This is a genomic window from Micromonospora sp. WMMA1996 (assembly GCF_002573675.1).
Taxonomy (GTDB): domain Bacteria; phylum Actinomycetota; class Actinomycetes; order Mycobacteriales; family Micromonosporaceae; genus Micromonospora; species Micromonospora sediminicola.
The window spans coordinates 2,618,308-2,639,034 of sequence record NZ_PDHU01000001.1 but is presented as its reverse complement, the minus strand read 5'-3'; the positions used below and the strand labels follow the sequence as shown (position 1 = coordinate 2,639,034).

Sequence of the window (20,727 nt, the reverse complement as noted above, 5' to 3'; positions counted from 1 at the left end):
CGGCCCTGGCCCGTGCCGCAGGGCACCGAAGGAGGAGCCGTGGACGTCCCGTCGACCGCGCCCGCGCGGGCCGCCGCCCTGCGTCGGGCGGCCCGCGAGCTGACGCTGGTCGCCGTGCTCTTCCTCGCCTACAAGGCGGGCCGGCAGCTGGTGGCCGGGCACGCCGCCGCCGCGCGGGCCAACGGCGAGCGGATCTGGTGGCTGGAGCGACTGCTGCACCTGCCCGACGAGGCCGTCGTGCAGGCGCCGCTGCTGCTGCACGAGCTGCCGGTCCGCCTGGCCAACTCCTACTACGCCTACGTGCACTTCCCGGCCACGGTGCTCTGCCTGCTCTGGCTCTACCTACGTCGGCCGGCCCACTACCTGCGGCTGCGGCGGGCCCTCGCCGCGCTGACCGCCGCGGCGCTGGTGCTGCACGTCTGCGTGCCGCTCGCGCCGCCGCGGCTGACCACGCTCACCGGCCTGGTGGACACCGGCCGCCGGTTCGGCCCGACCGTCTACGGGCCACCCGACACCGACCAGCTCAGCAACCAGTACGCGGCCATGCCGTCGCTGCACGTGGGCTGGTCGCTGGCGGTCGCGCTGGCCCTGGTGGCGGTCACCGCCGGGCGGTGGCGCCGGCTCTGGCTGGCCCACCCGCTGATCACCGCGTTCGTGGTCGTCGGCACCGGCAACCACTACTGGCTGGACGGGGTGGTCGCGGTGGCCCTGCTCGCGCTGATCCTGGCCGTGCTGCCCCGGCCCGCCGCGACGCCCCCGCCACCGGCCCCGCCCGCCGGCCCGTCGCGCCCGCACGTGGTCCCACCGCCGCGCCGCTCCGGCCGTCGCCGGAACACGAAGGTCCCGGCGACGGCCGACGTGCGGCTGCGGCCACCCGGTCGGATCTGACCGCGTCTCAGCGGACGGCGCAGACCGTCCCGTTGAGGCGGAACGCGCCCGGCGGCACGTTCGGCCCGCCGTACGCGCCGACGAATCCGGCGCTGGTGCTCCCGCCGTCGGCGGCGAGCCGGCGGTTGTCGGCGGTGGAGGTCACCCGGACGTCCCGCCCGGTCTGCGTCCAGGTGCCGTTCCAGCCGCTGCTGACCTGCTGCCAGCCGGTGGGCCAGGTCCAGGTGAGCGTCCAGCCGTCGACGACGTCCGGACCGGTGTTGACCACCTCGACGGTCGCCACGTAGCCGTTGCCCCAGTCGGTGTCGGAATGGAAGCGGACCGCGCAGGCGCTCGCCGCCGGGCTGCCGGTGGCGAAGGTGAGCGGCGGCGAGGACCACGACACCCGGCCCGCGGTGTCCCGGGCCAGGACGTTGACCGTGTAGCGGGCGCCCGGTTCGAGGTTGTCCACGCTCAGCGAGGTGCCGGCGGTCTCGCCGAGCTGCTCGCTGACCGCGCCGCGCTGCCGGTACACCTCGTACTTGGCGATCGGCGTCGCGCCGGGCGTCGCCGCCGGCCACGAGATCGTCGCCGCGCGGTCGGTCACCGCGCCCGCCGTCGGCCGCCCCGGGGCTCCGGGCCGCCCGGCGGACCCTGAGGCCGGTCGCAGCACGAGCGTGGTCAGCGAGTACGGCGGCAGCGTACGGGCACTCGCGCTGCCCGAGCGGCCGGTGCTCACCCCGGTCGCGCCGTTGGTCAGCGTGTGCACGGTGGGCGCCTCGTCCGCCGGGGTGAAACCGGCGTAGTCCACCGCCACCGGGTACGCGGTGTCCGGGTCCTTGTTGACCAGCAGGACCGCGAGGCTGCCGTCCGGCCGGCGCACCGCGTGCGCGGTGACCAGCGGCTGGTCGGTGCCGGCGCGGACGAACTGGTCGCCCGCCCGGGCGAACAGATTCATCATCGACAGCGCGTGGTACGGCGCGAACGGGGTGTTGAACGGCGGCTCGCACACCTCGCCGTCGGCGGTGCAGCCGCCGCTGGAGAGCAGCCCGAAGTCGCCGTAGTCGGTCTGCCCGGCCACCTCGGAGACGCTGCCGATGCCGTTGTGCACGTTCCACCACTGCACCGTGAACACGCCCTGCTCCAGCAGGCCGCTGTAGGCGTCGGCCAGGAACAGCGCGCCCGGCGCGGTGGTGCGGCCGGTGTCGACGTTCAGTTCGGTGAGGCTGATCCCGATCCGGTCCGCGCCGGGGCCGGCGTACCGGGCGATCTGCTGGCGCAGCAGCCAGGCGGCATCGGGCAGCTGGTCGGTCCGGGCCAGCGACTCGGCGGCGGTACCGCCGGGGTACCAGTGCACGTCGACGAAATCGATCTTCGGGCCGGCGATCGAGAGCACGGTCTGGTTCCACGGCCCCGGGTCGGCGCCGGCGGTGATCCCGTCCGGCCAGTTGCCGGGCATGGTCAGCACCGCGCCGACCTTGATGCTCGGGTCGACCGCCTTCATCGCGTCGGCGTACTCGACCACCAGTCGGGCGTACTGGGTGGCGCTCTTGTCCGGGTGGTCGTCGGCCTCCCAGGCCGATCCGTAGTGGCCGTTGCCGTAGTTCTCGTTGCCGACGGTCCACCACCTCGCGCCGTAGCCCTTGGTGACGTTGGCGTACCGCACCCACGCGGCCGCCTCCGCCGGCGTGCCGGTGCCGTAGTTCGCGATGATCATCGGCTGGGCGCCGACGCGCCGGGCCGCCGCCATGAACGTGTCGAAGTCGGTGTCCGGCGCGACGTAGCCGCCGGGCGCGGTGTGGTTCTCCCAGTGGTAGATGTCGGCGTACGAGCCGCCGGGGTAGCGCAGCATCTTCACGCCGGCGGCCTTCAGCAGGTCGGACGTCTCGGCGCTGCCCAGCTGGGAGTCCCAGATGGCGTGGTTGACGCCGAGCGCGGTGTCCGGCACGGTGGCCAGCCCGGCGCGGGCGTTGACGGTCACCGCGACCGGGTCGGCGGCGGCGCCGGCGACCGGCGGGTCGACGGTGGCCAGCGCGGTGGTGACGAGCAGCAGACCGGCCGCGTACGCGGTCCAGTGGCGCACGCGCGGCAGGATTCTCCTCATGCGGGTGTCCTTCGTGGGATCGGACGGCGGGTGGGTGCCCGGGTCGGTGGTGCCGTCCTTCCGGGGCCTGACGGCGCCCGGATGCCCAGGAACGGTGATCGGCTCCGCGCGGTGAGCCATCGACGTATCAGGATTCCACGGGCCGCGCGGCGCGCTCAAGCCGTCAGGGCTTAATTTATAGACAGGAGTCTTTACTGTTAACAAGGTTTAATTTATGTTCGTGGCACCTTCCCTTCCCCCCGAAGGAGTTGCCACCATGCGTCGAAGACTCACTCTTCCGCTGCTCACCACCGGTGCGGTGACCGCGACCCTGGCGATCGCCGCGCCGGCTCAGGCCCACGGCTACGTCTCCTCGCCGCCCAGCCGGCAGGCGCTGTGCGCGCAGAACCGGGTGCCCGACTGCGGCCAGATCAGGTACGAGCCGCAGAGCGTCGAGGGCCCCAAGGGGCTGAAGACCTGCCACGCCGGCATCGCCCAGTTCGCGGTGCTCAACGACGACAGCCGCAACTGGCCGGCCACCTCGGTCGGCAGCACGGTGACGTTCACCTGGGTCAACACCGCTCGGCACTCCACCGCCAACTGGGAGTACTGGATCGGCAACACCCGGGTCGCGGTGGTCGACGGCGGCGGTCGCCAGCCTGACGCCACCGTGTCGCACACGGTGAACCTGGGCGGCTTCACCGGCCGGCAGAAGCTGCTCGCGGTCTGGAACATCGCCGACACCGCCAACGCGTTCTACTCCTGCGTCGACCTGCAGATCGGCGGCGGTGGCGGCAACCCGACGCCCACCCCGTCGCCGACGCCGTCACCGACCCGGACCGCCACGCCGTCGCCCACGCCCACCCCGACCGGCTCGCCGGTGCCGGGCGGCACCTGGACCGCCGGCCGGGCCTACCAGGTCGGCGACACGGTGACCTACGACGGCCGCGGCTACCGCTGCCGCCAGGCGCACACCGCCATCGCCGGATGGGAGCCGCCGAACGTGCCGGCGCTCTGGCAGCAGGTCTGACCACCGCCGCCGCGCCGGACCGCACGGCCGCGCCGGACCGCGCCTCCGCGTCGCGCCGGACCGCTCCGGCTCGCCGGGCCGGACCGCTCCGGCTCGCCGGGCCGGACGGTTCTGGCGTGCCGGGGAGGCGCGGTCCGGCGCGCGGCCGGACGTCGCGTGCCAGACCGGCGTCGCCCGGTCGTCCGGTCCCGCCCGGTCGGCCGGCGCGCCCGGATCAGGGGTCCGCGCATCACCACCCGACCTGACCGGAGGACCGACATGCGCCGCCCGTTCGCCGCCGCCCTGCTGGCCGCCCTGCTCGCCGCGGGCGTCGCCGGCTGCGGAGGCTCGTCACCGGCACCCGCCACGCCCCGGCCCACGCCGGCCGTGGACGACACGACCAGCGGCATCGACGCGCTCTTCCTCGCCATGATGGTGGCGCACACCGCGCAGACGCTGGAGATCGTCGACGTCGGGCTCGGCCGGGTCACCGACACCGAGGTCCGCACTCTGATCTCCGCCGTCCGGGCCACCGAGGCCGACGAGCTGGCCACCATGCGCGGCTGGCTGCGCGAGGCCGGCCCGTCCGCGGCGGCCGCCGCCGCGCGCCACGACCACACCGGGCACAGCGACGCCGCCGCCGGCCTGGCCCGGCTGCGGGCCGCCTCGGCCGCCGACGTGGACCGGGTGCTGCTCGACGTGCTCGCCGCGCACCAGCGCACCGCCGCCGCCCTGGCCCGCGCCCAGGTCGCCGCCGGCACCAGTGCTCGGGTACGCGACCTCGCCGCCCGCATCGACCGCTCCCGCACCGCCGAGGTGGCCCTCATGGCGACCCTGCGCCCGGCGTCCCGGCGCTGATCTCGTCGATCTTGGACTTGGGGCACCCCGGATGTCGGTGATGCGCCCTTTGTCAACGACCACAAGTCCAAGATCGACGGGCCGGGCCGGGCCGGGCCGGGCCGAGCCTGGCCGGGCTGGGCCGGGCCGAGCCGAGCCGGGCCGGGGCCGGGTGGGGCATGACGTTCGTCACGGGGGTGGCGGGCGGGGGTGCGGGCGGGAGCGGTTGGGGGAGTGGCGAAACGGGGCGGATCGGGGTCTTTCTCTCGGAGGAAGCGGCTCGGCGGGGGCCGGTGCCGGGTGCGGCGGGAGGGTGCGGGGGGTGGGGGAGTTCGCCTCTGGGCAAAACCGGACGCGCGATGTCGCAGGCCGTGACTAGGCTTTCGCCGGACCCTGGCCCGCCGCACGCCCCGTGCGCGGCGCCGCCACCCCTCGGACCGGACCGGAACCAGGAGACTGTCTGTGACCCAGCAACCCGTCGCGACATCGAACAAACTCGACGCCGCGGTGCTCAAGGTGGCCGGCGTCGTCGTGCTCGGCGCGATCATGTCGATCCTCGACGTGACCGTCGTCAGCGTGGCCATCCCGACGTTCCAGAGCGAGTTCGACGCCTCGTACGCGCGGGTGGCGTGGACCATGACCGGCTACACGCTGGCGCTCGCCACGGTGATCCCGCTCAGCGGCTGGGCCGCCGACCGCTTCGGCACCAAACGCCTCTACATGGTGGCGCTGGCGCTGTTCACCATCGGCTCCGGGCTCTGCGCCACGGCCGACTCGATCGGCGAGCTGATCGCCTGGCGCGTGGTCCAGGGGCTCGGCGGCGGCATGCTCATGCCGCTGGGCATGACGATCATGACCCGGGCCGCCGGCCCGCACCGCATCGGCCGGCTGATGGCCGTGCTGGGCATCCCGATGCTGCTCGGCCCGATCGGCGGCCCGATCCTCGGCGGCTGGCTGATCGACACCGCGAGCTGGCACTGGATCTTCCTGATCAACCTGCCGATCGGCGTCGTCGCGCTGATCTACGCCCAGCTGGCCCTGCCGAAGGACGCCCCCGAGCCGTCGGAGTCCTTCGACTTCCTCGGCATGCTGATGCTCTCGCCGGGTCTGGCGCTGTTCCTCTACGGAGTCTCCTCGCTGCCCGAGGCCGGCACGGTCACCGACACCGAGGTCTGGCTGCCCATGCTGGTCGGCGCCGCGCTCGTGGTCTCCTTCGTGCTCTACTCGTTCCGCCCGCGGCACCCGCTGCTCGACCTGCGGCTGTTCCGCAACCGCAACCTCACCCTCGCGGCGGTGACGCTGTTCGTCTTCATCATCGCGTTCATGGGCGCGGGCCTGCTGTTCCCGAGCTACTTCCTGCAGATCCGTGGCGAGTCGACCCTGACCGCCGGCCTGCTGATGGCGCCGCAGGGCCTCGGCGCGATGCTGACCATGCCGATCGCCGGCATGCTCGCCGACCGGGTGCCGGTCGGCCGGACGGTGCCGTTCGCGCTGGTGCTCATCGCGGCCGGGTTCTTCACCTTCACCCAGCTCGGCACCGACACGTCCTACCTGCTGCTCTGCGGCTCGCTGTTCGTGATGGGCCTGGGCATGGGCGGCACCATGATGCCGATCATGACGTCGGCGCTGAAGACCCTGAGCGCCGCCGAGGTGGCCCGCGGCTCGACACTGGTGAACATCCTCCAGCAGATCGGCGGGTCGGTGGGCGCGGCGGTGATGTCGGTGATCCTCACCAGCGAGCTGAACGGCTCGCGGGTCATCCCCGGCGTGACCGACCCGGGCACCGGCGCCCCGGTCACCGAGGCGCAGCTCGCCATCGGCGTGCAGCAGCAGCCCGAGCTGGCCCAGCAGCTCCCGGTGCCACCGTCGCTGATCGAGCGCGGCCTCGACTTCGCGGCCAACTCGTTCGCGACCACGTTCTGGGTCGCCTTCGCCCTGGTGCTGCTCACCTTCGTGCCGGCCGCGTTCCTGCCCCGCCGCCGCGAGCCGTCGCACCTGCTCGACGGCGAGGCGGGCGAGGAGCAGCCGCGCACCCCGGTGCCGATCCACTGATCCGCACGCACCCCCGTCCGTCCGGGGCCGGACGCCTCGGCGTCCGGCCCCGGAGGCGTCTCCGGAGGTCGACCCCCGGATCCGCCACCGGCGGACCCGGCAGCGCCTAGGCTCGACGGGGGAGCGGCGGAGTCGGGGGGAGAGGCGGGCACGGTGGACGCGGACGGCGGCGATCGGTCGGCGCGGCGGCGCAACCGGCTGCTGCTCGCCGGCCTGCTGGCCGTGGTCGGGCTGATCCTGCTGCTGCTCGGCCTCACCGTCGCCAACGGCACGGTCGCCGGCGTCGAGGTGGTGCTCGCGCTCCTGCTCCTGCTCACCAGCTACGCGATCCAGCGGGTGGCCCGCCGGGAGACCGTCTACCACGACGATCGGCGGCGGTGACCGGCCCGGTGACCCGGCCGGGCTAGGCTGACCGGCGTGGATCAGGAAGACCGGATCGCGCTGTTCCTCGACTACGAGAACCTGGCGCTGGGCGTACGCGACCATCACGGCGGCAGGCCGTTCGACTTCCGTCCCATCGCCGACGCGCTGGCCGAACGCGGCCGGGTGGTGGTGCGGCGGGCGTACGCGGACTGGTCGTACTTCGACGAGGACCGGCGGATGCTCACCCGCTCGCACGTCGAGCTGATCGAGATCCCGCAGCGGATGGGCGCCTCCCGCAAGAACGCGGCCGACATCAAGATGGCCGTGGACGCGGTCGAGCTGGCCTTCGAGCGCGGCTACATCTCCACGTTCGTGATCTGCACCGGGGACAGCGACTTCACTCCGCTCGTGCACAAGCTGCGCGAACTCAACAAGCGGGTGATCGGGGTCGGGGTCGAGAAGTCGACCTCCGCGCTGCTGCCACCGGCCTGCGACGAGTTCCTCTACTACGACCGGCTGGAGGGGGTCGACGTACCGCCCTCCGCCGGCCGACGGACCCGGCCGACCCGTCCCGAGCCGGCGGCGTCGACCGCCCCCGCCGGGCCGGTGGCCGAGCCGCCGCTGGACGCCGCGCCCGCCGCCGAGGAGACCCCGCGGGACGTCGACACGCTCGCCGTCCTGCTCGTGCAGACCGTGGCCGGCATGCAGGGCAGCGGCGGCGGCGAGGTGACCGCGTCCGGGCTCAAGCGGGCCCTGTTGCGCAAGGACCCGACGTTCAGCGAATCCGACTACGGGTTCCGCACCTTCGGCGAACTGTTGCGGCACCTGGCCGGGCACAACGTGGTGGAGCTGGCCCCCGGGCCGGCCAAGGGCGACCCGGAGGTGTCGCTGCCCGAGCGGGGCGACCGGGAGGTGGAGTTCGCGCTGCTCCGGTCGGTGGTGGTCGACCTCGCCGGTGAGGGCGGCGCGGTGGCCCTGTCCGGCCTGAAGGACCAGCTGCGGCGGGCCCGACCGGACTTCAGCGAGAAGAAGCTCGGTTACCGCAGCTTCCTGCAGTTCTGCAAGGCCGCCGCGACCGCCGGCGCGGTGGAGCTGCGGTGGAGCCCCGACGACGGCGACTACCTGCTCACCCCGCACGCGCCCTGACCACCGCCCCGGGCCCGCCGGCACCGACGCGAGCCGGACGCCACCACCTCGGCGGCGTGGGGCCGGTCATGCGGGGGGCGCCGCCATCGACGGACTCGGGACCGAGGTCGCGCTCGGGCTCGGCTCCCCGGGCGGGCTCGGGCTGCCGGTGGGGGACGGCTCGCTGGTCGGGCTCGTGCCCGGGCTCGGTTCCGCGGGGGCCGTCGGCGGGTTCGGCGATGCGCTGACCGGTGGGTCGTCGGTGCCGGCCAGCGGCACGGCGGGGACCCGGGCGGCGGGTGAGGTGGGCGGAGCCGAGGCGCGATCCGGGCGCGGGACGACAGGGGACGGCCGGGGACGGCGGGACACCGACACCGCTGGCTCTGGCGGAGGCGCGTCCGGCCGGGCCGTGACGTCGGGCCGGGGCGCGACGGTGGCCTCGGGAGCGGACGCGGCGCCCGCCGTCGGACGCGTCGACTCGGCGGTGGCGGGCCAGGTGCCGGCCGAGGTGGCGCCGAGCAGGACGGCGGCCGCCGCGACCCCGGCCGCGACCAGCCGTTGCGGGCGCGTCCGCTCGACCGGCGCGTCCGCCGGACCGAGCGGACGGGGTGGCCGTGGTCGCGCGGCCCGGTGGGCGGCCACCAGAGCCTCGACGTCGGCGACGACGACCTCCCGCGCCCCGGCCGCGTCGGCGTGGGCGAGGGTGAGGTAGAACCGGGCGTTCGGCGCGCCGGCCGCCGGCATCCGCAGCCCGGACGGCGTACCGCCGTCGGCGTGGTGCAGCAGGGTGACCGGACGGTCCGGGTGGTGCCCGGGTCCACGCAGGTCCCGTAGGGACCAGTCGCGCCGGGCCTCCCGCCCGACGAAGGCCACCCGGCGGTCGGTCACCACGGCGGCGCCGCTGTCGACCACCCGCAGCCCGGCCGGCAGGGGCCCCTCGGTCGAATCCAGCCGCCCGGCCAGCCCCGGATCGGGCACGGGCAGCCCGGGCAGGTGCCGGGCGGTGGCCTCGACCAGTTCGACGGCGGGCAGGATGCGGTAGACGACCTCGCCGTCGTGCAGCGGCACCGGCAGTGCCGTGCCGGGCAGGGCGCACCCGTGGAACGCGTCCGCCTCGATCCGCAGCCGGTCGAGGTGCTCCGCGCGGCGCCGCCAGGCGCGCGCCGCCGTCTCGTACGCCCGGCGTCGGCGCTCGTTCTCGCGCCGCGCCCAGGCCAACCGGCGCCCCAGGTGGGGCCCGACCGCTCCGGGTTGTCTCGCCGTCACGCCCGGTACAACGCGTGCCGCTGAGCTGCGGATACGTGAGCGTGGCTATCGTCCGCTTTGGTAGGGGTATGCCCTTGCTTAGAATCGGGTCATGCCGCGGATCCTGCAACTGCTGGCCTCGCCGGTGCACCGGTACCTGGGCCGGCCCGCGGACGGGCCCGCCCCGGCGCCGCCCGGGGAACTGGTCGAGCAGGTGCGGATCCGGTCCGGCCTGGGCATCGTCGGTGACCGTTACTTCGGCCGGCCCGCGCACCGCACCGCGAGCGTCACGCTGATCGCGCAGGAGTCGCTGCCGGCCGGCGCCGACCTCGCCCAGCTCCGGCGCAACGTGCTGACCAGCGGCATCGCGGTGGACGAGCTGGTCGGCCGGGTGCTGACCCTGGATTCCGGCGACGGCCCGGTCAGCCTGCGGGTGCACCGGGCCGCCCCGCCGTGCGCCTGGCTCGACGTGGTGGTCGCACCCGGCACCTGGACGGCGATGCGCCGACGCGGAGGCGTCCGGTGCGAGCCGCTCACCGACGGCGTGCTGCGGGTCGGGCCGGTGACGGTCTCCGTCGACGACTGACGGCCGGTCGGGAACTTTCTCCGCCCGCCGGCCGACCAACAGCGGGGTCACCGATCGTCCGGTCGGCGGCGAGGTGGCAGGAAGGGCGCCAGGGATGAACCGAGCCGGGCCGGCATCCGTACCGTCGGGCATGACCACCTCGGGCCGGCGGGCCGGCCGCGGATGAGCCCGGACACCGACGACGAACAGGTCACCCGCTGGGCGCACCGCGCGGGCCGGGGGGACCAGCAGGCCGCCGCCGCGTTCGTCCGGGCGTTGCAGGGCCCGGTGTGGCGGTTCCTCGCCCACCTCGCCGGTCCGGCCGAGGCCGACGACCTCGCCCAGGAGACGTTCCTGCGCGCGCTGCGCAGCCTGCCCGGCTTCGCCGGCCGGTCCTCCGCCCGCACCTGGGTCTTCACCATCGCGCGTCGGGTCGCCGTGGACCACGTGCGGGCCGCGACCGTACGCCCCCGGGTGGCGGCGCTGCCGGACTGGCAGGCCGCCGCCGAGGCGGCCGGGGCGGTCACCGCGGGCGGGGACGACGGTGTGGCGCTGCGCGGGCTCATCGCCGGGCTCGCCCCGGAACGGCGCGAGGCGTTCGTCGCCACCCAGGTGCTCGGCCTGTCCTACGCCGAGGCCGCCGAGGTGTGCGGTTGCCCGGTCGGCACCATCCGGTCCCGGGTCGCCCGCGCCCGCGAGGACCTGGTCGCCGCCTGGGCCGGCGACGCCCGTGACCGCCGCGCCCGCTGACCGGGCCGGCTCACCAGGAGGCGGGCGGCCGCCGTCCGGACCCTGTGGCAGGTGACCGCCGCGCGGGCGCGGTCAGGCGGCGCGGCGGTCGCGGGCCTGTGCCGTGTACGGGCCGGGCGGCACCAGCCGCAGCGGGGCCGGCGCGGCCGGCTCCTCGGTCCGCAGCGCCCACCGCGAGCCGGTCGACCGGCCCCGCCCGGGCGGGGTGTCGCCGGGACGCCAGCCCGGCCGGGACAGCACCAGCATCACCGCCCAGCCGACCAGCAGGAAGCCGTGGCTGACCAGCCGGGTCAGCGCCACCTGGCCGGTGATCAGGTCGTTGACCGACAGCAGCACCAGCGTGGCGACGAACGCGCTGAGCATGGGCAGCAGTCCGGACGGGGTGGTGCGGCGCAGCGCGACGTAGAGGAAGCCGGCGCCGACGGCCACGTTCCACGCCGCCGACTCGTGCCACAGGTGCTGGCCGGAGGTGTGCGCGTGCGCGACCACCGCCTCCCGGCCGATCTGCGCCAAGCCGAGCACCAGTTGCACCGCGCCGAGCAGGCCGAGCGCGCCGCGCAGTCCGAGGGCCACCCGCTGGCGCCGGCTCGGCCGGGGCGGGGGCGCGGCGGCCAGCACCGCCTCGACCAGGTCGGGCACCCGAGGGGCCAGCTGCGTACGGGCCCGTCGGGTGACCGCGGCGGCCGACTCGAACCAGCCCCGGCAGCCGGCACAGCCGCTCAGGTGCGCCTCGGCCGCCTCGGTCTCCGACCGGGACGCCTCACCGTCCAGCTGTGCCGACAGGATCTCCCGCCACCGCTCACACGCCATGTAGGGATAGTCGTCCGGGCCGGCCGTCTGGTTCCCGGCGGGGTACCGGATCAGGCCGACACGCTGCCCGTACGCTCGGCCCACGCGTGCAGCGCGTCCCGGTCGCCGGCCGCGTCCAGGTTCAGCGCCGCCTCGACCAGCGCCAGGTGGGTGAACGCCTGGGGGTGGTTGCCCAGCGCCGTGCCGTCCGGCGCGCGTTCCTCCGGGTGCAGGCCGAGCGGTCCGGCCCGGCCGGCCAACCGGTCGAAGATCTCCCGCGCCTCGCCCGGACGGCCCGCCAGCACCAGGGCGGACACCAGCTCGAACGAGCAGAGCAGGAACGCGCCCTCGGTGCCCGGCAACCCGTCGTCGACCCGGTACCGCCGGATCAGGTCGGGCGCCACGGCCAGGTCGGCGCGGATCCGGTCGACCGTGGCGACGACCCGGGGATCGTCGCCGGGGAGGAAGCCGACGAGCGGCATGCGCAGGAGCGAGGCGTCCAGCTCGGTCGAGCCGTACGCGAGGACGAAGCTGCCGATCCGCTCGTCGTAGCCCCGTCGCACCACCTCGGCGTGCAGCGCGTCGCGTTCCCGGCGCCACCGGTCCACCGGCGCGTCCCGGTCTCCGAGCAGCCCGGCCAGGCGGATCCCCCGGTCCAGGCAGACCCAGGTCATGACCTTGGAGTTGACGTAGTGCCGGCACGGACCGCGGATCTCCCACACCCCGTGGTCGGGCTCCCGCCACCGCCGCGCCATCGTCTCCACGTGCCGGCGCAGCAGTCCCCACTGCGGTTCGGTCAGCTCGCCGGTGAGCTGCTGGTACGCCAGCGCCGCGTCGAGGACGTGCCCGTACGTGTCGAACTGGGTCTGCTCCGCCGCCCCGTTGCCCACCCGGACCGGCGCCGAGCCGGCGTAGCCGGACAGGTGGGGCAGTTCACGCTCCGCGGTGGGGTGGCCGTGGATGCCGACCAGCGGGGCGAGCGGCTCCTGCCGGGCGCAGATCCCGAGCAGGAAGCGCAGGTAGCGGCGGCCCTCCTCGGCGTGCCCGAGCCGGAACAGCGCGAGCAGCAGCAGCGCCGCGTCCCGGTGCCAGGTGAAGCGGTAGTCCCAGTTGCGCACGCCGCCGATCTCCTCCGGCAGCGAGGTGGTCGGGGCGGCCAGCAACGCGCCGGTCTCGTCGTACGACAGGCCGCGCAGCACCAGGGCGCTGTGGCGCACCGCGTCGGCGGCGAAGCCACGGTAGTCGCCGCGCGCCGACCAGTCCCGCCAGGTGGTGCACGTCCGGTCCCGCAACGCCTCCGCGTCGGCGGGGTCGGGTGCCCGGTCGGCGTACCCGAGCAGCAGCGTGGCGCTCTGCCCGGCGCGCAGCTCCGCCTCGGCGACCAGGGCGCCGCCCTCGACGGTCACCGGCAGGTCGGTCCGCAGCCGCAGCGCGGTGCCCTCGGCGTGCCAGCCGGGTCCGTCGCGTCGCCAGCGCACCGGGCGTGAGCCGTACCCGGGGCGGGGGGTCAGCTCCGCGCGGACCCGCAGCGTGCCGGCGGTGACCCGCAGGCGGCGCACCAGCACCCGCTCGGCGTGGATCGGGCGGTCGACGGCGCCCGGCCGGACGGCCAGCAGGTCCTCGCCGACGGCCGCGCCGGCCGGGCCGGACCACCGGTTCTCCAGCACCAGCGTGTCCGGCAGGTAGCGACGCCGGGGCATCGGAGCGCCGGCCACGGTGAGCGTGCACCGGCCACCGACGTCCCGGTCCAGCAGCCGGGCCAGCAGCGCGTCGCCCGCCGCGTCCGGGACGCAGAGCCACTCGACCGCGCCGTCCGGCGCGACCAGCGCGGTGGTGTGCGTGTCGGACAGGAACGCGTACGCGTCGATCGGTGGGAAGGGCACACCGGTGACTACCCGGGGTGGGCGTGGGTAAGCGGGCGCCGACCGCCGCCGGGGGAGGGGGCCGAGTGACACGCGCGTTCGTGAACTGGTCCGGCAGCCTGTCCTTCACTCCCCAGCGGTGGGTCGAACCGGCCGACGAGGACGAGGTGCGCGCGCTGGTGCGCCAGGCCCGGGAGACCGGGACCACCGTGCGGCCGGTCGGTTCGGGGCACTCGTCCAGCCCGCTGGTGCGTACCGACGGGATCCTGCTCGGCCTGGACCGGCTGGCCGGGGTGATCTCCGACGACGGCCGGCTCGCCACCGTCTGGGCCGGCACCAAGCTCAAGGCGCTCGGTGAGGGGCTCTACGACGCCGGGCTGGCGATGGACAACCTGGGCGACGTCGACTACCAGTCGATCGCCGGGGCGACCGCCACCGGCACCCACGGCACCGGCCTCGGTTTCGGCAACCTGAGCACCCAGGTCACCGGCGTACGCCTGGTCACCGGCACCGGCGACACGCTGGACGTCGACGCGGAGCGCAACCCGCACCTGCTGCCGGCCGCCCGGCTCTCGCTCGGCGCTCTCGGCGTGGTCACCCGGATCACGCTCGACGTGCAGCCCCGCTACGAGCTGCACCGCCGCTCCTGGTGCGCGCACCTGGACTGGACCCTGGACCACCTCGCCGAACTTCAGCACACCAACCGCAACATGGACTTCTACTGGTATCCGCGCAGCGACCGGACCCAGATCCGCGTGATCAACCGGACCGACGAGGCCAACCAGCGGCCGTTGTGGCCCGGGACGGGCCGGCCGGACGGCGAGCCCCGGCAGAGCCAGGTCGGGCCCACTCACCGCACCATTCCCCGCAACCGGGAGCTGCGCTTCGAGGAGATCGAGTACATGCTGCCGTCGGAGGCGTTCCCGGCCTGTTTCGCCGAGGTGCGCCGCCGCATCCGCGAGCGGCACCGCCGGGTGGCCGGCTGGCGGGTGCTGGTGCGCACCATCGCGCCGGACGACATCTGGCTCAGCAACGCCTACGGCCGTCCCACCACCACCATCGCCTGCCTGCAGAACACCTCCCTGCCGTACGAGGAGTACTTCCGGGACATGGAGGCGGTCTTCCGGCACTACGGCGGCCGGCCGCACTGGGGCAAGAAGCACTGGCTCCGCGCGCGGGAGTTGCGCCCCCTCTATCCCCGCTGGGACGACTTCCGGGCGGTGCGCCGCCGGCTCGACCCGGACGGGGTGTTCCTCACCCCGGACCTGGCCCGGCTGCTGGAGGAGTCGTGACCGCCCCGGTCGGCGCCCGGATCTGGGTGGTGCCCGGCGGGCACGTGCCGTTCCCGGCGCACGGGCCGGAGCCGGAGTTCACCGGATTCGACCAGCTCTGCGTGCTCAACACCACCGACCACGACGCCGACCTGACGCTGGACTTCTACTACGAGGACGCCGAGCCGGTCGGCCCGTACCGGGTGCTGGTCGGCGCGCGCCGGATCCGGCACCTGCGGGTCAACGACCTGATCGACCCGGAGGCGGTGCGGCTGGACCGGGCGTACGGCTGCGTGCTGCGGTCCCCGGTGCCGGTGGTGGTGCAGTTCCTGCGCCAGGACACCCGGCTGCCCGGCGTGGTGGCGTTGACCGGCACGATGGCGTACCCGGGGTGAGGTTCGACCGGGCGGCGGCGGGTACCCCGGCGCATGCGGGAAGCCACCGACCGGCTGGGCGACCGGGTCCGCGAGGCCGGTCGGGCCAGCCGCCAGCGGGTACGCACGTACTTCATCGTGGCGGTCCAGGCGGGCCTGGCCGCCGCGTTGGCCTGGCTGATCGCCCGCGAGGTGCTGGGCAACCCGGACCCGACGTTCGCGCCCGCCGCGGCGGTCGGTGTCATCGCCGCCGCGCTCGGTGGCCGGACCCGGCGCACCGTCGAACTCGTCGTCGGGGTGGTGCTCGGCATCGTCGTCGGCGACATGCTGATCCGCCTGCTCGGCACCGGCCCCTGGCAGACGGGTGCGGTCGTCTTCCTGGCGGTCAGCGCCGCGGTGGTGGTGCGCGGCACCGGCGCGCTGGTCACCCAGGCCGGCGGTACGGCCGTGCTGGTCGCCACGCTCACCCCGGTCTCGCCCGACCTGGAACTGCCCCGCACGATCAACGCGCTGGTGGGCGGCGCTGTCGGCCTGCTCGTGGTGCTGGTGCTGGCGCCACTGAACCCGCTGCGCACGGTGCGCCGGGTCGCCGACCCGGCGCTGGACACGTTCGCCCGGGAGATGACCGCGTCGGCGGAGGCGCTGGCCCACGGCGACGCCCGCGCGGCGGATGCCGTGCTGGCCCGGATGCGCGCCGCCGAACCCGAGCTGAACCGGATCGACGAGGTGGTCGGCGCCGCCGACGAGGTGGTCCGGTTCTCCCCGGTGCGCTGGCGGCGACGGCGCGCGCTGGCCGCGTACCGCAACGGCGCCGAGCACCTGGACCGGGCGTTCCGCAACAGCCGGGCCCTGGTCCGCCGGGTCGGCACCGCCCTGCGTGACCGGGAGCCGGTCCCGGCCGACCTGCCGGCCGCGCTGGAGCACTTCGGCACGGCGATCCGGCTGCTGCACCGGGAGTTCCTCGGCGCCCAGGAACCGCACGCCGCCCGGGAGCGGGTGCTGCGCGCGGTGCGTGACGCCGGTGCGGCGTGCCGGCAGGACATCGGCTTCTCCGGCACCATCGTGGTCTCCCAGTTGCGCACCGCCGCCAACGACGTGCTCCGCGCCACCGGCGTGCCGGCCGACGAGGCCCGCCGGCAGGTCCGCCGGGCCGCCGCGGCCCGCGCGCCGTAGCTCGGCCGCGCGCCGATGAGTTCGCCGGTCCGCCCGGGTCTACCGTCCGACCGACACACCACGGCACGGGAGTAGGCATGGGCCTCATCCACATCGAAATGTTCGCCACGCTCGACCTGGTCGGGCAGGCGCCGGGCGGTCCCGACGAGGACCCGGTCGGGTTCCCGTTCGGGGGCTGGCAGGCGCCGCTGATCGACGAGGTCACCGGGGCGCAGGTCCAGGCCGCGTACGAGGGCACCGACGCGTTGCTGCTCGGCCGCCGGACGTACGACATCTTCGCCGCCTACTGGCCGCACCAGGAGGGCGGGCCGGACGACGGGATCGCCGCGCTGTTCAACCGCATCCCGAAGTACGTGGCCTCGCGCGGCCGGCCGGACCTGTCCTGGGCCGGGTCGACGCAGCTCGGCCCGGACCTGGTCGGCGCGGTGCGCGAGGTCCGGGACCGGCACGAGAACGTGAAGGTGGTCGGCAGCCTGAACCTGGTGCAGACGCTCCTGCGGGAGAAGCTGTTCGACCGGATCGACCTCTGGGTGCACCCGATCGTGCTCGGCGTCGGGAAGAAGGTGTTCGACGGGGGAGCGGTGCCCACGAACGTGACCCTGGTCGAGCCGCCGGTGGCCAACCCGAAGGGCACCGTCTACCTTCGCTACGGCCTCGCCGACGGCACCCCGGCGACCGGGGACATGGCCGGCCGCGATCAGGACGCCGGACGCGTCGACTGACGCACCGGGGCGCCGGGTGCGGCGTCCAGGTGCGCGCGCAGCGCCGCGGCGATCTCGCCGGCGGCCCGGAGCTGGTCCGCGGTGAGCGCGTCGACGAAGAGTTCGCGGATGGCGCGCAGGTGCGGGGCGGTGGCTGCACCGAACGCCGCCGCCCCGGCGGGCGTCAGGTGGACCTCCGCCCCGCGCGGCTCGGCGGCGCACTCCTGGCGGCGGACGAGTCCGCGCCGTTCCATCCGCCCCAGGTGGTGGGAGAGCCGGCTGCGCTCCCAGCCGATCCGGGCGGCCAGTTCCGAGGAGCGCAGGTGCCGGTCCTCGGCCTCGCTGAGCGCCAGCAGCACGGCGTAGTCGCCCGGTGTCAGTGACGACGCGACCTGGAGCCGGGATGCGACCCGGGACCGGAGCGCCTCCGTGGTCTCGACGAATTCGCGCCAGATCCGCAGTTCCTCCCGGCTCGGAAGCCGGCGCCCACGGCCCGGACGGGGTGTGGTGTTCGTCATCCTCTTCCTCCAATTGACATGTCAATCCGCAGGCTACCGTGTTTGACATGTCAATCGCCCGCCATCGGAGGAGGGGACATGACAGCGCAGACGTTCGCCCTGGGGCTCAACTCGTTCGGCGAGGTCGCAACCGACGGCGACCGGATCCTGTCCGACGCGGAGACCGTCCGGCTGCTCGTCGAGGAGGCCCGGCTGGCCGAGTCGGTCGGGCTCGACGTGTTCAGCGTGGGCGAGCACTACCGGGAGGGCCACACCGACTCGGCCACGCCGGTGCTGCTGGCCGCGATCGCGACGGCCACCGACCGGATCCGGCTCGGCACGTCGGTCACGGTGCTCAGCACCAACGACCCGGTCCGGCTCTACCACGAGTTCTCGACCCTCGACGCGGTGTCGAACGGTCGGGCCCAGATCGTCCTCGGCCGGGCGTCGGCCACCGAGTCGTTCCCCCTGTTCGGTTACGACCTCGCCGACTACGAGCGGTTGTTCGAGGAGAAGCTCGACCTGTTCGTCCGGCTCCAGCGCGACGATCAGGTCACCTGGAGCGGCACGGTACGGACGCCGCTGGTCGGGCAGCGCCTGCACCCGCGCATGCCGGCGGGCGGCATCCCGACCTGGATCGGCGTCGGCGGGAGCCCGGACTCGGTGCTCCGCGCCGCCCGCTACGGCCTACCCCTGATGCTCGCGGTCATCGGCGGACGCCCGCAGCGGTTCGCCGGCCACGTCGAGCTCTACCGGCGGGCGCTCGCCCGGGCCGGCCACCCGGTGCGGCCGATCGGCCAGCACTCGCTGGGTCTCGTCGCCGATACTGACGAGGAGGCGGTGGAGACCTGGTGGCGGTACTGGCAGCCGGTGGTGACCCGGCTCGCCGAGGAACGCGGCTTCTACCGGCCGGACCGCCGGCGCTACGAGGCCGAGATCGACCACGGGGCGCTCTACGTCGGGTCGCCCGAGACGGTCGCCCGAAAGATCGCCGCGACCGCCCGGGACCTGCGCCTGAGCCGCTTCGACCTGAAGTACGACATCACCCACCTGCCCCGCAAGGCGCGCGCACGGACGATCGAGCTGCTCGGCGGCGAGGTCGCCCCGCGGGTACGGGAACTGCTGGCGAAGGAGCCCACCCATGTCTGACCTCGTGTTCGGTCTCGACACCTTCGGCGACGTGCCGGAGGACGACGCCGGTCGGCCGCTGTCGCACGCCGCCGCGATCCGGCAGGTCGTGGACGAGGCGGTGCTCGCCGACGACCTGGGCGTCGACGTCATCGCCCTCGGCGAGCACCACCGGCCGGAGTACTCGGTGTCGACCCCGGAGACCGTGCTGGCCGGGATCGCCACCCGTACCTCCCGGATCCGGCTCGCCTCCGGGGTGACGGTGCTCAGCTCGGACGACCCGGTGCGGGTGTTCCAACGCTTCGCGACCGTGGACGCGCTGTCGAACGGCCGGGCCGAGGTCATCCTCGGCCGGGGCTCGTTCACCGAGTCCTTCCCGCTGTTCGGTTACGACCTGAGCGACTACGACGTGCTGTTCGAGGAGAAGATCGAACTCTTCGCGAAGCTGCTGGAGGAGAAGCCGGTCACCTGGAGCGGCACGACGCGCGCCGCGCTGGAGCACGCCGACGTCTTCCCGAAGACCGAGTCGGGGCGCCTCAGCACCTGGGTGGGGGTCGGCGGCTCGCCGCAGTCCGTGGTGCGCACCGCCCACTACGGCTTCCCGCTCATGCTCGCCATCATCGGCGGCTCACCCGAGCGGTTCGCGCCCTACCTCGACCTCTACCGGCGGGCCGCCGAGCAGTTCCGCACCACCGCCCACCCGGTCGGCATGCACTCACCGGGGTTCGTCGCCGACACCGACGAGGAGGCCAGGGAGCTGTTCTGGCCGCACTACCGCATCATGCGGGACCGGATCGGCAAGCTGCGGGGCTGGCCGCCGATCCGGCGTACCGAGTTCGACGCCGAGGTGGCGCACGGCTCCCTCTACATCGGCTCGCCGGAGACCGTGGCCCGCCGGATGGCCGACGCGATCCGCGCTCTCGGCGTCGGCCGCTTCGACCTCATCTACACCGCCGGCGCCCAGCCGGTGAGCGCCCGCCTGCGCGCCGTCGAGCTGTACGGCAGCCGGGTGATCCCGCTGGTCCGCGACATGCTCGCCGGCTGACGCCGGCCCGGAAGGAGACACAGTGGATGGTCTGCCGACCCTCGGCATCCTCGGCGCCGGCAAGGTGGGCACGGTGCTCGCCCGACTCGCGGTGGCCGCCGGCCACCGGGTGTTCGTCGCCGGCTCCGGCGACCCGGCGAAGATCGCCCTCACCGTCGAGGTGCTGACGCCCGGCGCGGTCGCCACCACGGCGGCCGACGCGGCGGCCCGCGCCGACGTCGTCGTCCTGGCCCTGCCGCTGGGGAAGTACCGGAGCATCCCGGTCGAGGCGTTGCGCGGCAAGCTCGTCGTCGACGCCATGAACTACTGGTGGGAGATCGACGGCATCCGCGACGACCTCACCGACCCGCGCACCTCGTCCAGCGAGACCGTGCAGGCGTACCTGCCCGGGTCACACGTGGTGAAGGCGTTCAACCACATGGGCTACCACGACCTCGAGGACGAGGCCCGGCCGGCGGGCGCGGACGGCCGCAAGGCCATCGCGATCGCCGGTGACCGCCAGGACGACCTCGCCGTGGTCGCGTCCCTGGTGGACCGGCTCGGCTTCGACCCGGTCGTCGCGGGCCCGCTGGCCGAGGGCGTACGGCTGGAACCGGGCAGCGAGTCGTTCGGGGCCGACGTGAGCGCCGACGAGCTGCGGGCCATGCTCGACCGGTTCCCGGAATCCGAACGCGGGCGGGTCGTCACCGAGGCGCGGGCCGGACGCCCGGGCCCGGCCTGACCCGCCGCGACCGCCGCCGGCGGAATCCGGTGGCGTCCGGGACGCCGGTCCGGAAGGCTCCCGGTCATGGTTTCGGTGGTGCAGAACGTGGCGCGTCCGGAGACCTCGCGCGAGCCGGAGGTGGAGCGGCTGCTCGGCCTCGGCGCCACCCTGGTCGACGACCGGCGCCACCCGGACGGCTCCAGCTGGGCGGTGCTCGCCGACCCCGAGGGCAACGAGTTCTGCGTACTGCGCAGCGCCGCCGACCGGGCCGCGACCGGGTCCTGACGC

At 74.7% G+C, this 20,727-nt stretch carries 20 protein-coding genes and 1 pseudogene; 16 read left to right on the top strand and 5 right to left on the bottom strand.

Annotated elements, in window-relative coordinates; translation table 11 throughout:
- Positions 1 to 39: 39 nt before the first annotated feature.
- Positions 40 to 888, top strand: a complete 849-nt coding sequence (locus tag COO58_RS11955; RefSeq protein WP_098745006.1) for a phosphatase PAP2 family protein — start codon at positions 40 to 42, stop codon at positions 886 to 888.
- 7 nt (positions 889 to 895) lie between these two features.
- Here COO58_RS11955 and COO58_RS11950 read toward each other — a convergent pair whose 3' ends face one another.
- Entirely contained in the window at positions 896 to 2,971 is a 2,076-nt protein-coding gene (locus COO58_RS11950) for a cellulose binding domain-containing protein (RefSeq protein WP_176558794.1), read from the bottom strand.
- A gap of 256 nt (positions 2,972 to 3,227) precedes the next feature.
- Here COO58_RS11950 and COO58_RS11945 point away from each other — a divergent pair, with 256 nt between their 5' ends.
- The 5 genes from COO58_RS11945 (at position 3,228) to COO58_RS11925 (ending at position 8,357) form a co-directional block, all read left to right on the top strand.
- A complete protein-coding gene (locus tag COO58_RS11945; RefSeq protein ID WP_091574995.1) occupies positions 3,228 to 3,980 on the top strand; it encodes a lytic polysaccharide monooxygenase in 753 nt (250 codons plus the stop codon).
- 258 nt (positions 3,981 to 4,238) lie between these two features.
- Complete coding sequence (locus tag COO58_RS11940) at positions 4,239 to 4,817, top strand: DUF305 domain-containing protein (protein ID WP_098745003.1); 579 nt, start codon at positions 4,239 to 4,241, stop codon at positions 4,815 to 4,817.
- Between the two features lie 441 nt (positions 4,818 to 5,258).
- Entirely contained in the window at positions 5,259 to 6,848 is a 1,590-nt protein-coding gene (locus tag COO58_RS11935) for a DHA2 family efflux MFS transporter permease subunit (protein WP_098745002.1), read from the top strand.
- Positions 6,849 to 7,001: 153 nt separating this feature from the next.
- On the top strand, positions 7,002 to 7,229 hold the full coding sequence (locus COO58_RS11930; protein ID WP_098745000.1) for a hypothetical protein: 228 nt from the start codon (positions 7,002 to 7,004) through the stop codon (positions 7,227 to 7,229).
- Positions 7,230 to 7,265: 36 nt separating this feature from the next.
- The gene (locus COO58_RS11925) at positions 7,266 to 8,357 is read left to right on the top strand and encodes an NYN domain-containing protein (protein ID WP_098744999.1); all 1,092 of its coding nucleotides are present in this window, start codon (positions 7,266 to 7,268) and stop codon (positions 8,355 to 8,357) included.
- Between the two features lie 66 nt (positions 8,358 to 8,423).
- On the opposite strand, the gene COO58_RS11920 is transcribed toward COO58_RS11925, so the two are convergent.
- Complete coding sequence (locus COO58_RS11920) at positions 8,424 to 9,602, bottom strand: hypothetical protein (RefSeq protein WP_141561881.1); 1,179 nt, start codon at positions 9,600 to 9,602, stop codon at positions 8,424 to 8,426.
- A gap of 91 nt (positions 9,603 to 9,693) precedes the next feature.
- Between COO58_RS11920 and COO58_RS11915 the strand changes: the two genes are divergently transcribed.
- A complete protein-coding gene (locus COO58_RS11915; RefSeq protein ID WP_091574973.1) occupies positions 9,694 to 10,167 on the top strand; it encodes a molybdenum cofactor biosysynthesis protein in 474 nt (157 codons plus the stop codon).
- Positions 10,168 to 10,329: 162 nt separating this feature from the next.
- Positions 10,330 to 10,896, top strand: coding sequence for a sigma-70 family RNA polymerase sigma factor (locus tag COO58_RS11910; protein ID WP_091574970.1), 567 nt, complete (start codon positions 10,330 to 10,332; stop codon positions 10,894 to 10,896).
- Between the two features lie 72 nt (positions 10,897 to 10,968).
- Here the strand turns inward: COO58_RS11910 and COO58_RS11905 are convergent, their stop codons facing one another.
- Complete coding sequence (locus tag COO58_RS11905; protein ID WP_091577676.1) at positions 10,969 to 11,706, bottom strand: zf-HC2 domain-containing protein; 738 nt, start codon at positions 11,704 to 11,706, stop codon at positions 10,969 to 10,971.
- A gap of 50 nt (positions 11,707 to 11,756) precedes the next feature.
- Complete coding sequence (locus COO58_RS11900; protein WP_098744996.1) at positions 11,757 to 13,568, bottom strand: glycoside hydrolase family 15 protein; 1,812 nt, start codon at positions 13,566 to 13,568, stop codon at positions 11,757 to 11,759.
- Positions 13,569 to 13,633: 65 nt separating this feature from the next.
- Here COO58_RS11900 and COO58_RS11895 point away from each other — a divergent pair, with 65 nt between their 5' ends.
- The 4 genes from COO58_RS11895 (at position 13,634) to COO58_RS11880 (ending at position 17,087) form a co-directional block, all read left to right on the top strand.
- Positions 13,634 to 14,839 carry a D-arabinono-1,4-lactone oxidase gene (locus tag COO58_RS11895; protein ID WP_098744994.1) on the top strand — a complete coding sequence of 402 codons (1,206 nt, stop codon included), beginning with the start codon at positions 13,634 to 13,636 and terminating at the stop codon, positions 14,837 to 14,839.
- Positions 14,836 to 15,213 carry a sensory rhodopsin transducer gene (locus tag COO58_RS11890; protein WP_091574959.1) on the top strand — a complete coding sequence of 126 codons (378 nt, stop codon included), beginning with the start codon at positions 14,836 to 14,838 and terminating at the stop codon, positions 15,211 to 15,213. Before COO58_RS11895 ends, COO58_RS11890 begins: the two co-directional genes overlap by 4 nt.
- 33 nt (positions 15,214 to 15,246) lie before the next feature.
- Positions 15,247 to 16,365, top strand: a complete 1,119-nt coding sequence (locus COO58_RS11885) for an FUSC family protein (protein ID WP_098744993.1) — start codon at positions 15,247 to 15,249, stop codon at positions 16,363 to 16,365.
- Positions 16,366 to 16,442: 77 nt separating this feature from the next.
- Positions 16,443 to 17,087, top strand: coding sequence for a dihydrofolate reductase family protein (locus COO58_RS11880; RefSeq protein WP_098744991.1), 645 nt, complete (start codon positions 16,443 to 16,445; stop codon positions 17,085 to 17,087).
- On the opposite strand, the gene COO58_RS11875 is transcribed toward COO58_RS11880, so the two are convergent.
- Complete coding sequence (locus COO58_RS11875) at positions 17,063 to 17,584, bottom strand: MarR family winged helix-turn-helix transcriptional regulator (protein WP_098744990.1); 522 nt, start codon at positions 17,582 to 17,584, stop codon at positions 17,063 to 17,065. The two genes, COO58_RS11880 and COO58_RS11875, sit on opposite strands and share 25 nt — an antisense overlap.
- Positions 17,585 to 17,662: 78 nt before the next feature.
- Between COO58_RS11875 and COO58_RS11870 the strand changes: the two genes are divergently transcribed.
- The 4 genes and pseudogenes from COO58_RS11870 to COO58_RS11855 form a co-directional block, all read left to right on the top strand.
- Entirely contained in the window at positions 17,663 to 18,712 is a 1,050-nt protein-coding gene (locus tag COO58_RS11870) for an LLM class flavin-dependent oxidoreductase (RefSeq protein ID WP_098744988.1), read from the top strand.
- Entirely contained in the window at positions 18,705 to 19,736 is a 1,032-nt protein-coding gene (locus tag COO58_RS11865; protein WP_098744987.1) for an LLM class flavin-dependent oxidoreductase, read from the top strand. Before COO58_RS11870 ends, COO58_RS11865 begins: the two co-directional genes overlap by 8 nt.
- A gap of 22 nt (positions 19,737 to 19,758) precedes the next feature.
- Positions 19,759 to 20,457, top strand: coding sequence for an NADPH-dependent F420 reductase (locus COO58_RS11860; RefSeq protein WP_255292596.1), 699 nt, complete (start codon positions 19,759 to 19,761; stop codon positions 20,455 to 20,457).
- A 96-nt stretch (positions 20,458 to 20,553) separates the two neighbouring features.
- Positions 20,554 to 20,724: pseudogene (locus COO58_RS11855) on the top strand (VOC family protein); the annotation flags it as partial.
- Positions 20,725 to 20,727: the final 3 nt, after the last annotated feature.

What these genes read in the sequence shown, in the direction of transcription:
- COO58_RS11870 (WP_098744988.1), top strand. Translation starts at nt 17,663, where the DNA reads ATGACAGCGCAGACGTTCGCCCTGGGGCTCAACTCGTTCGGCGAGGTC.
- COO58_RS11905 (WP_091577676.1), bottom strand. Translation starts at nt 11,706, where the DNA reads ATGGCGTGTGAGCGGTGGCGGGAGATCCTGTCGGCACAGCTGGACGGT.
- COO58_RS11950 (WP_176558794.1), bottom strand. Translation starts at nt 2,971, where the DNA reads ATGAGGAGAATCCTGCCGCGCGTGCGCCACTGGACCGCGTACGCGGCC.
- COO58_RS11910 (WP_091574970.1), top strand. Translation starts at nt 10,330, where the DNA reads ATGAGCCCGGACACCGACGACGAACAGGTCACCCGCTGGGCGCACCGC.
- COO58_RS11945 (WP_091574995.1), top strand. Translation starts at nt 3,228, where the DNA reads ATGCGTCGAAGACTCACTCTTCCGCTGCTCACCACCGGTGCGGTGACC.
- COO58_RS11880 (WP_098744991.1), top strand. Translation starts at nt 16,443, where the DNA reads ATGGGCCTCATCCACATCGAAATGTTCGCCACGCTCGACCTGGTCGGG.
- COO58_RS11885 (WP_098744993.1), top strand. Translation starts at nt 15,247, where the DNA reads ATGCGGGAAGCCACCGACCGGCTGGGCGACCGGGTCCGCGAGGCCGGT.
- COO58_RS11915 (WP_091574973.1), top strand. Translation starts at nt 9,694, where the DNA reads ATGCCGCGGATCCTGCAACTGCTGGCCTCGCCGGTGCACCGGTACCTG.
- COO58_RS11865 (WP_098744987.1), top strand. Translation starts at nt 18,705, where the DNA reads ATGTCTGACCTCGTGTTCGGTCTCGACACCTTCGGCGACGTGCCGGAG.
- COO58_RS11940 (WP_098745003.1), top strand. Translation starts at nt 4,239, where the DNA reads ATGCGCCGCCCGTTCGCCGCCGCCCTGCTGGCCGCCCTGCTCGCCGCG.
- COO58_RS11875 (WP_098744990.1), bottom strand. Translation starts at nt 17,584, where the DNA reads ATGACGAACACCACACCCCGTCCGGGCCGTGGGCGCCGGCTTCCGAGC.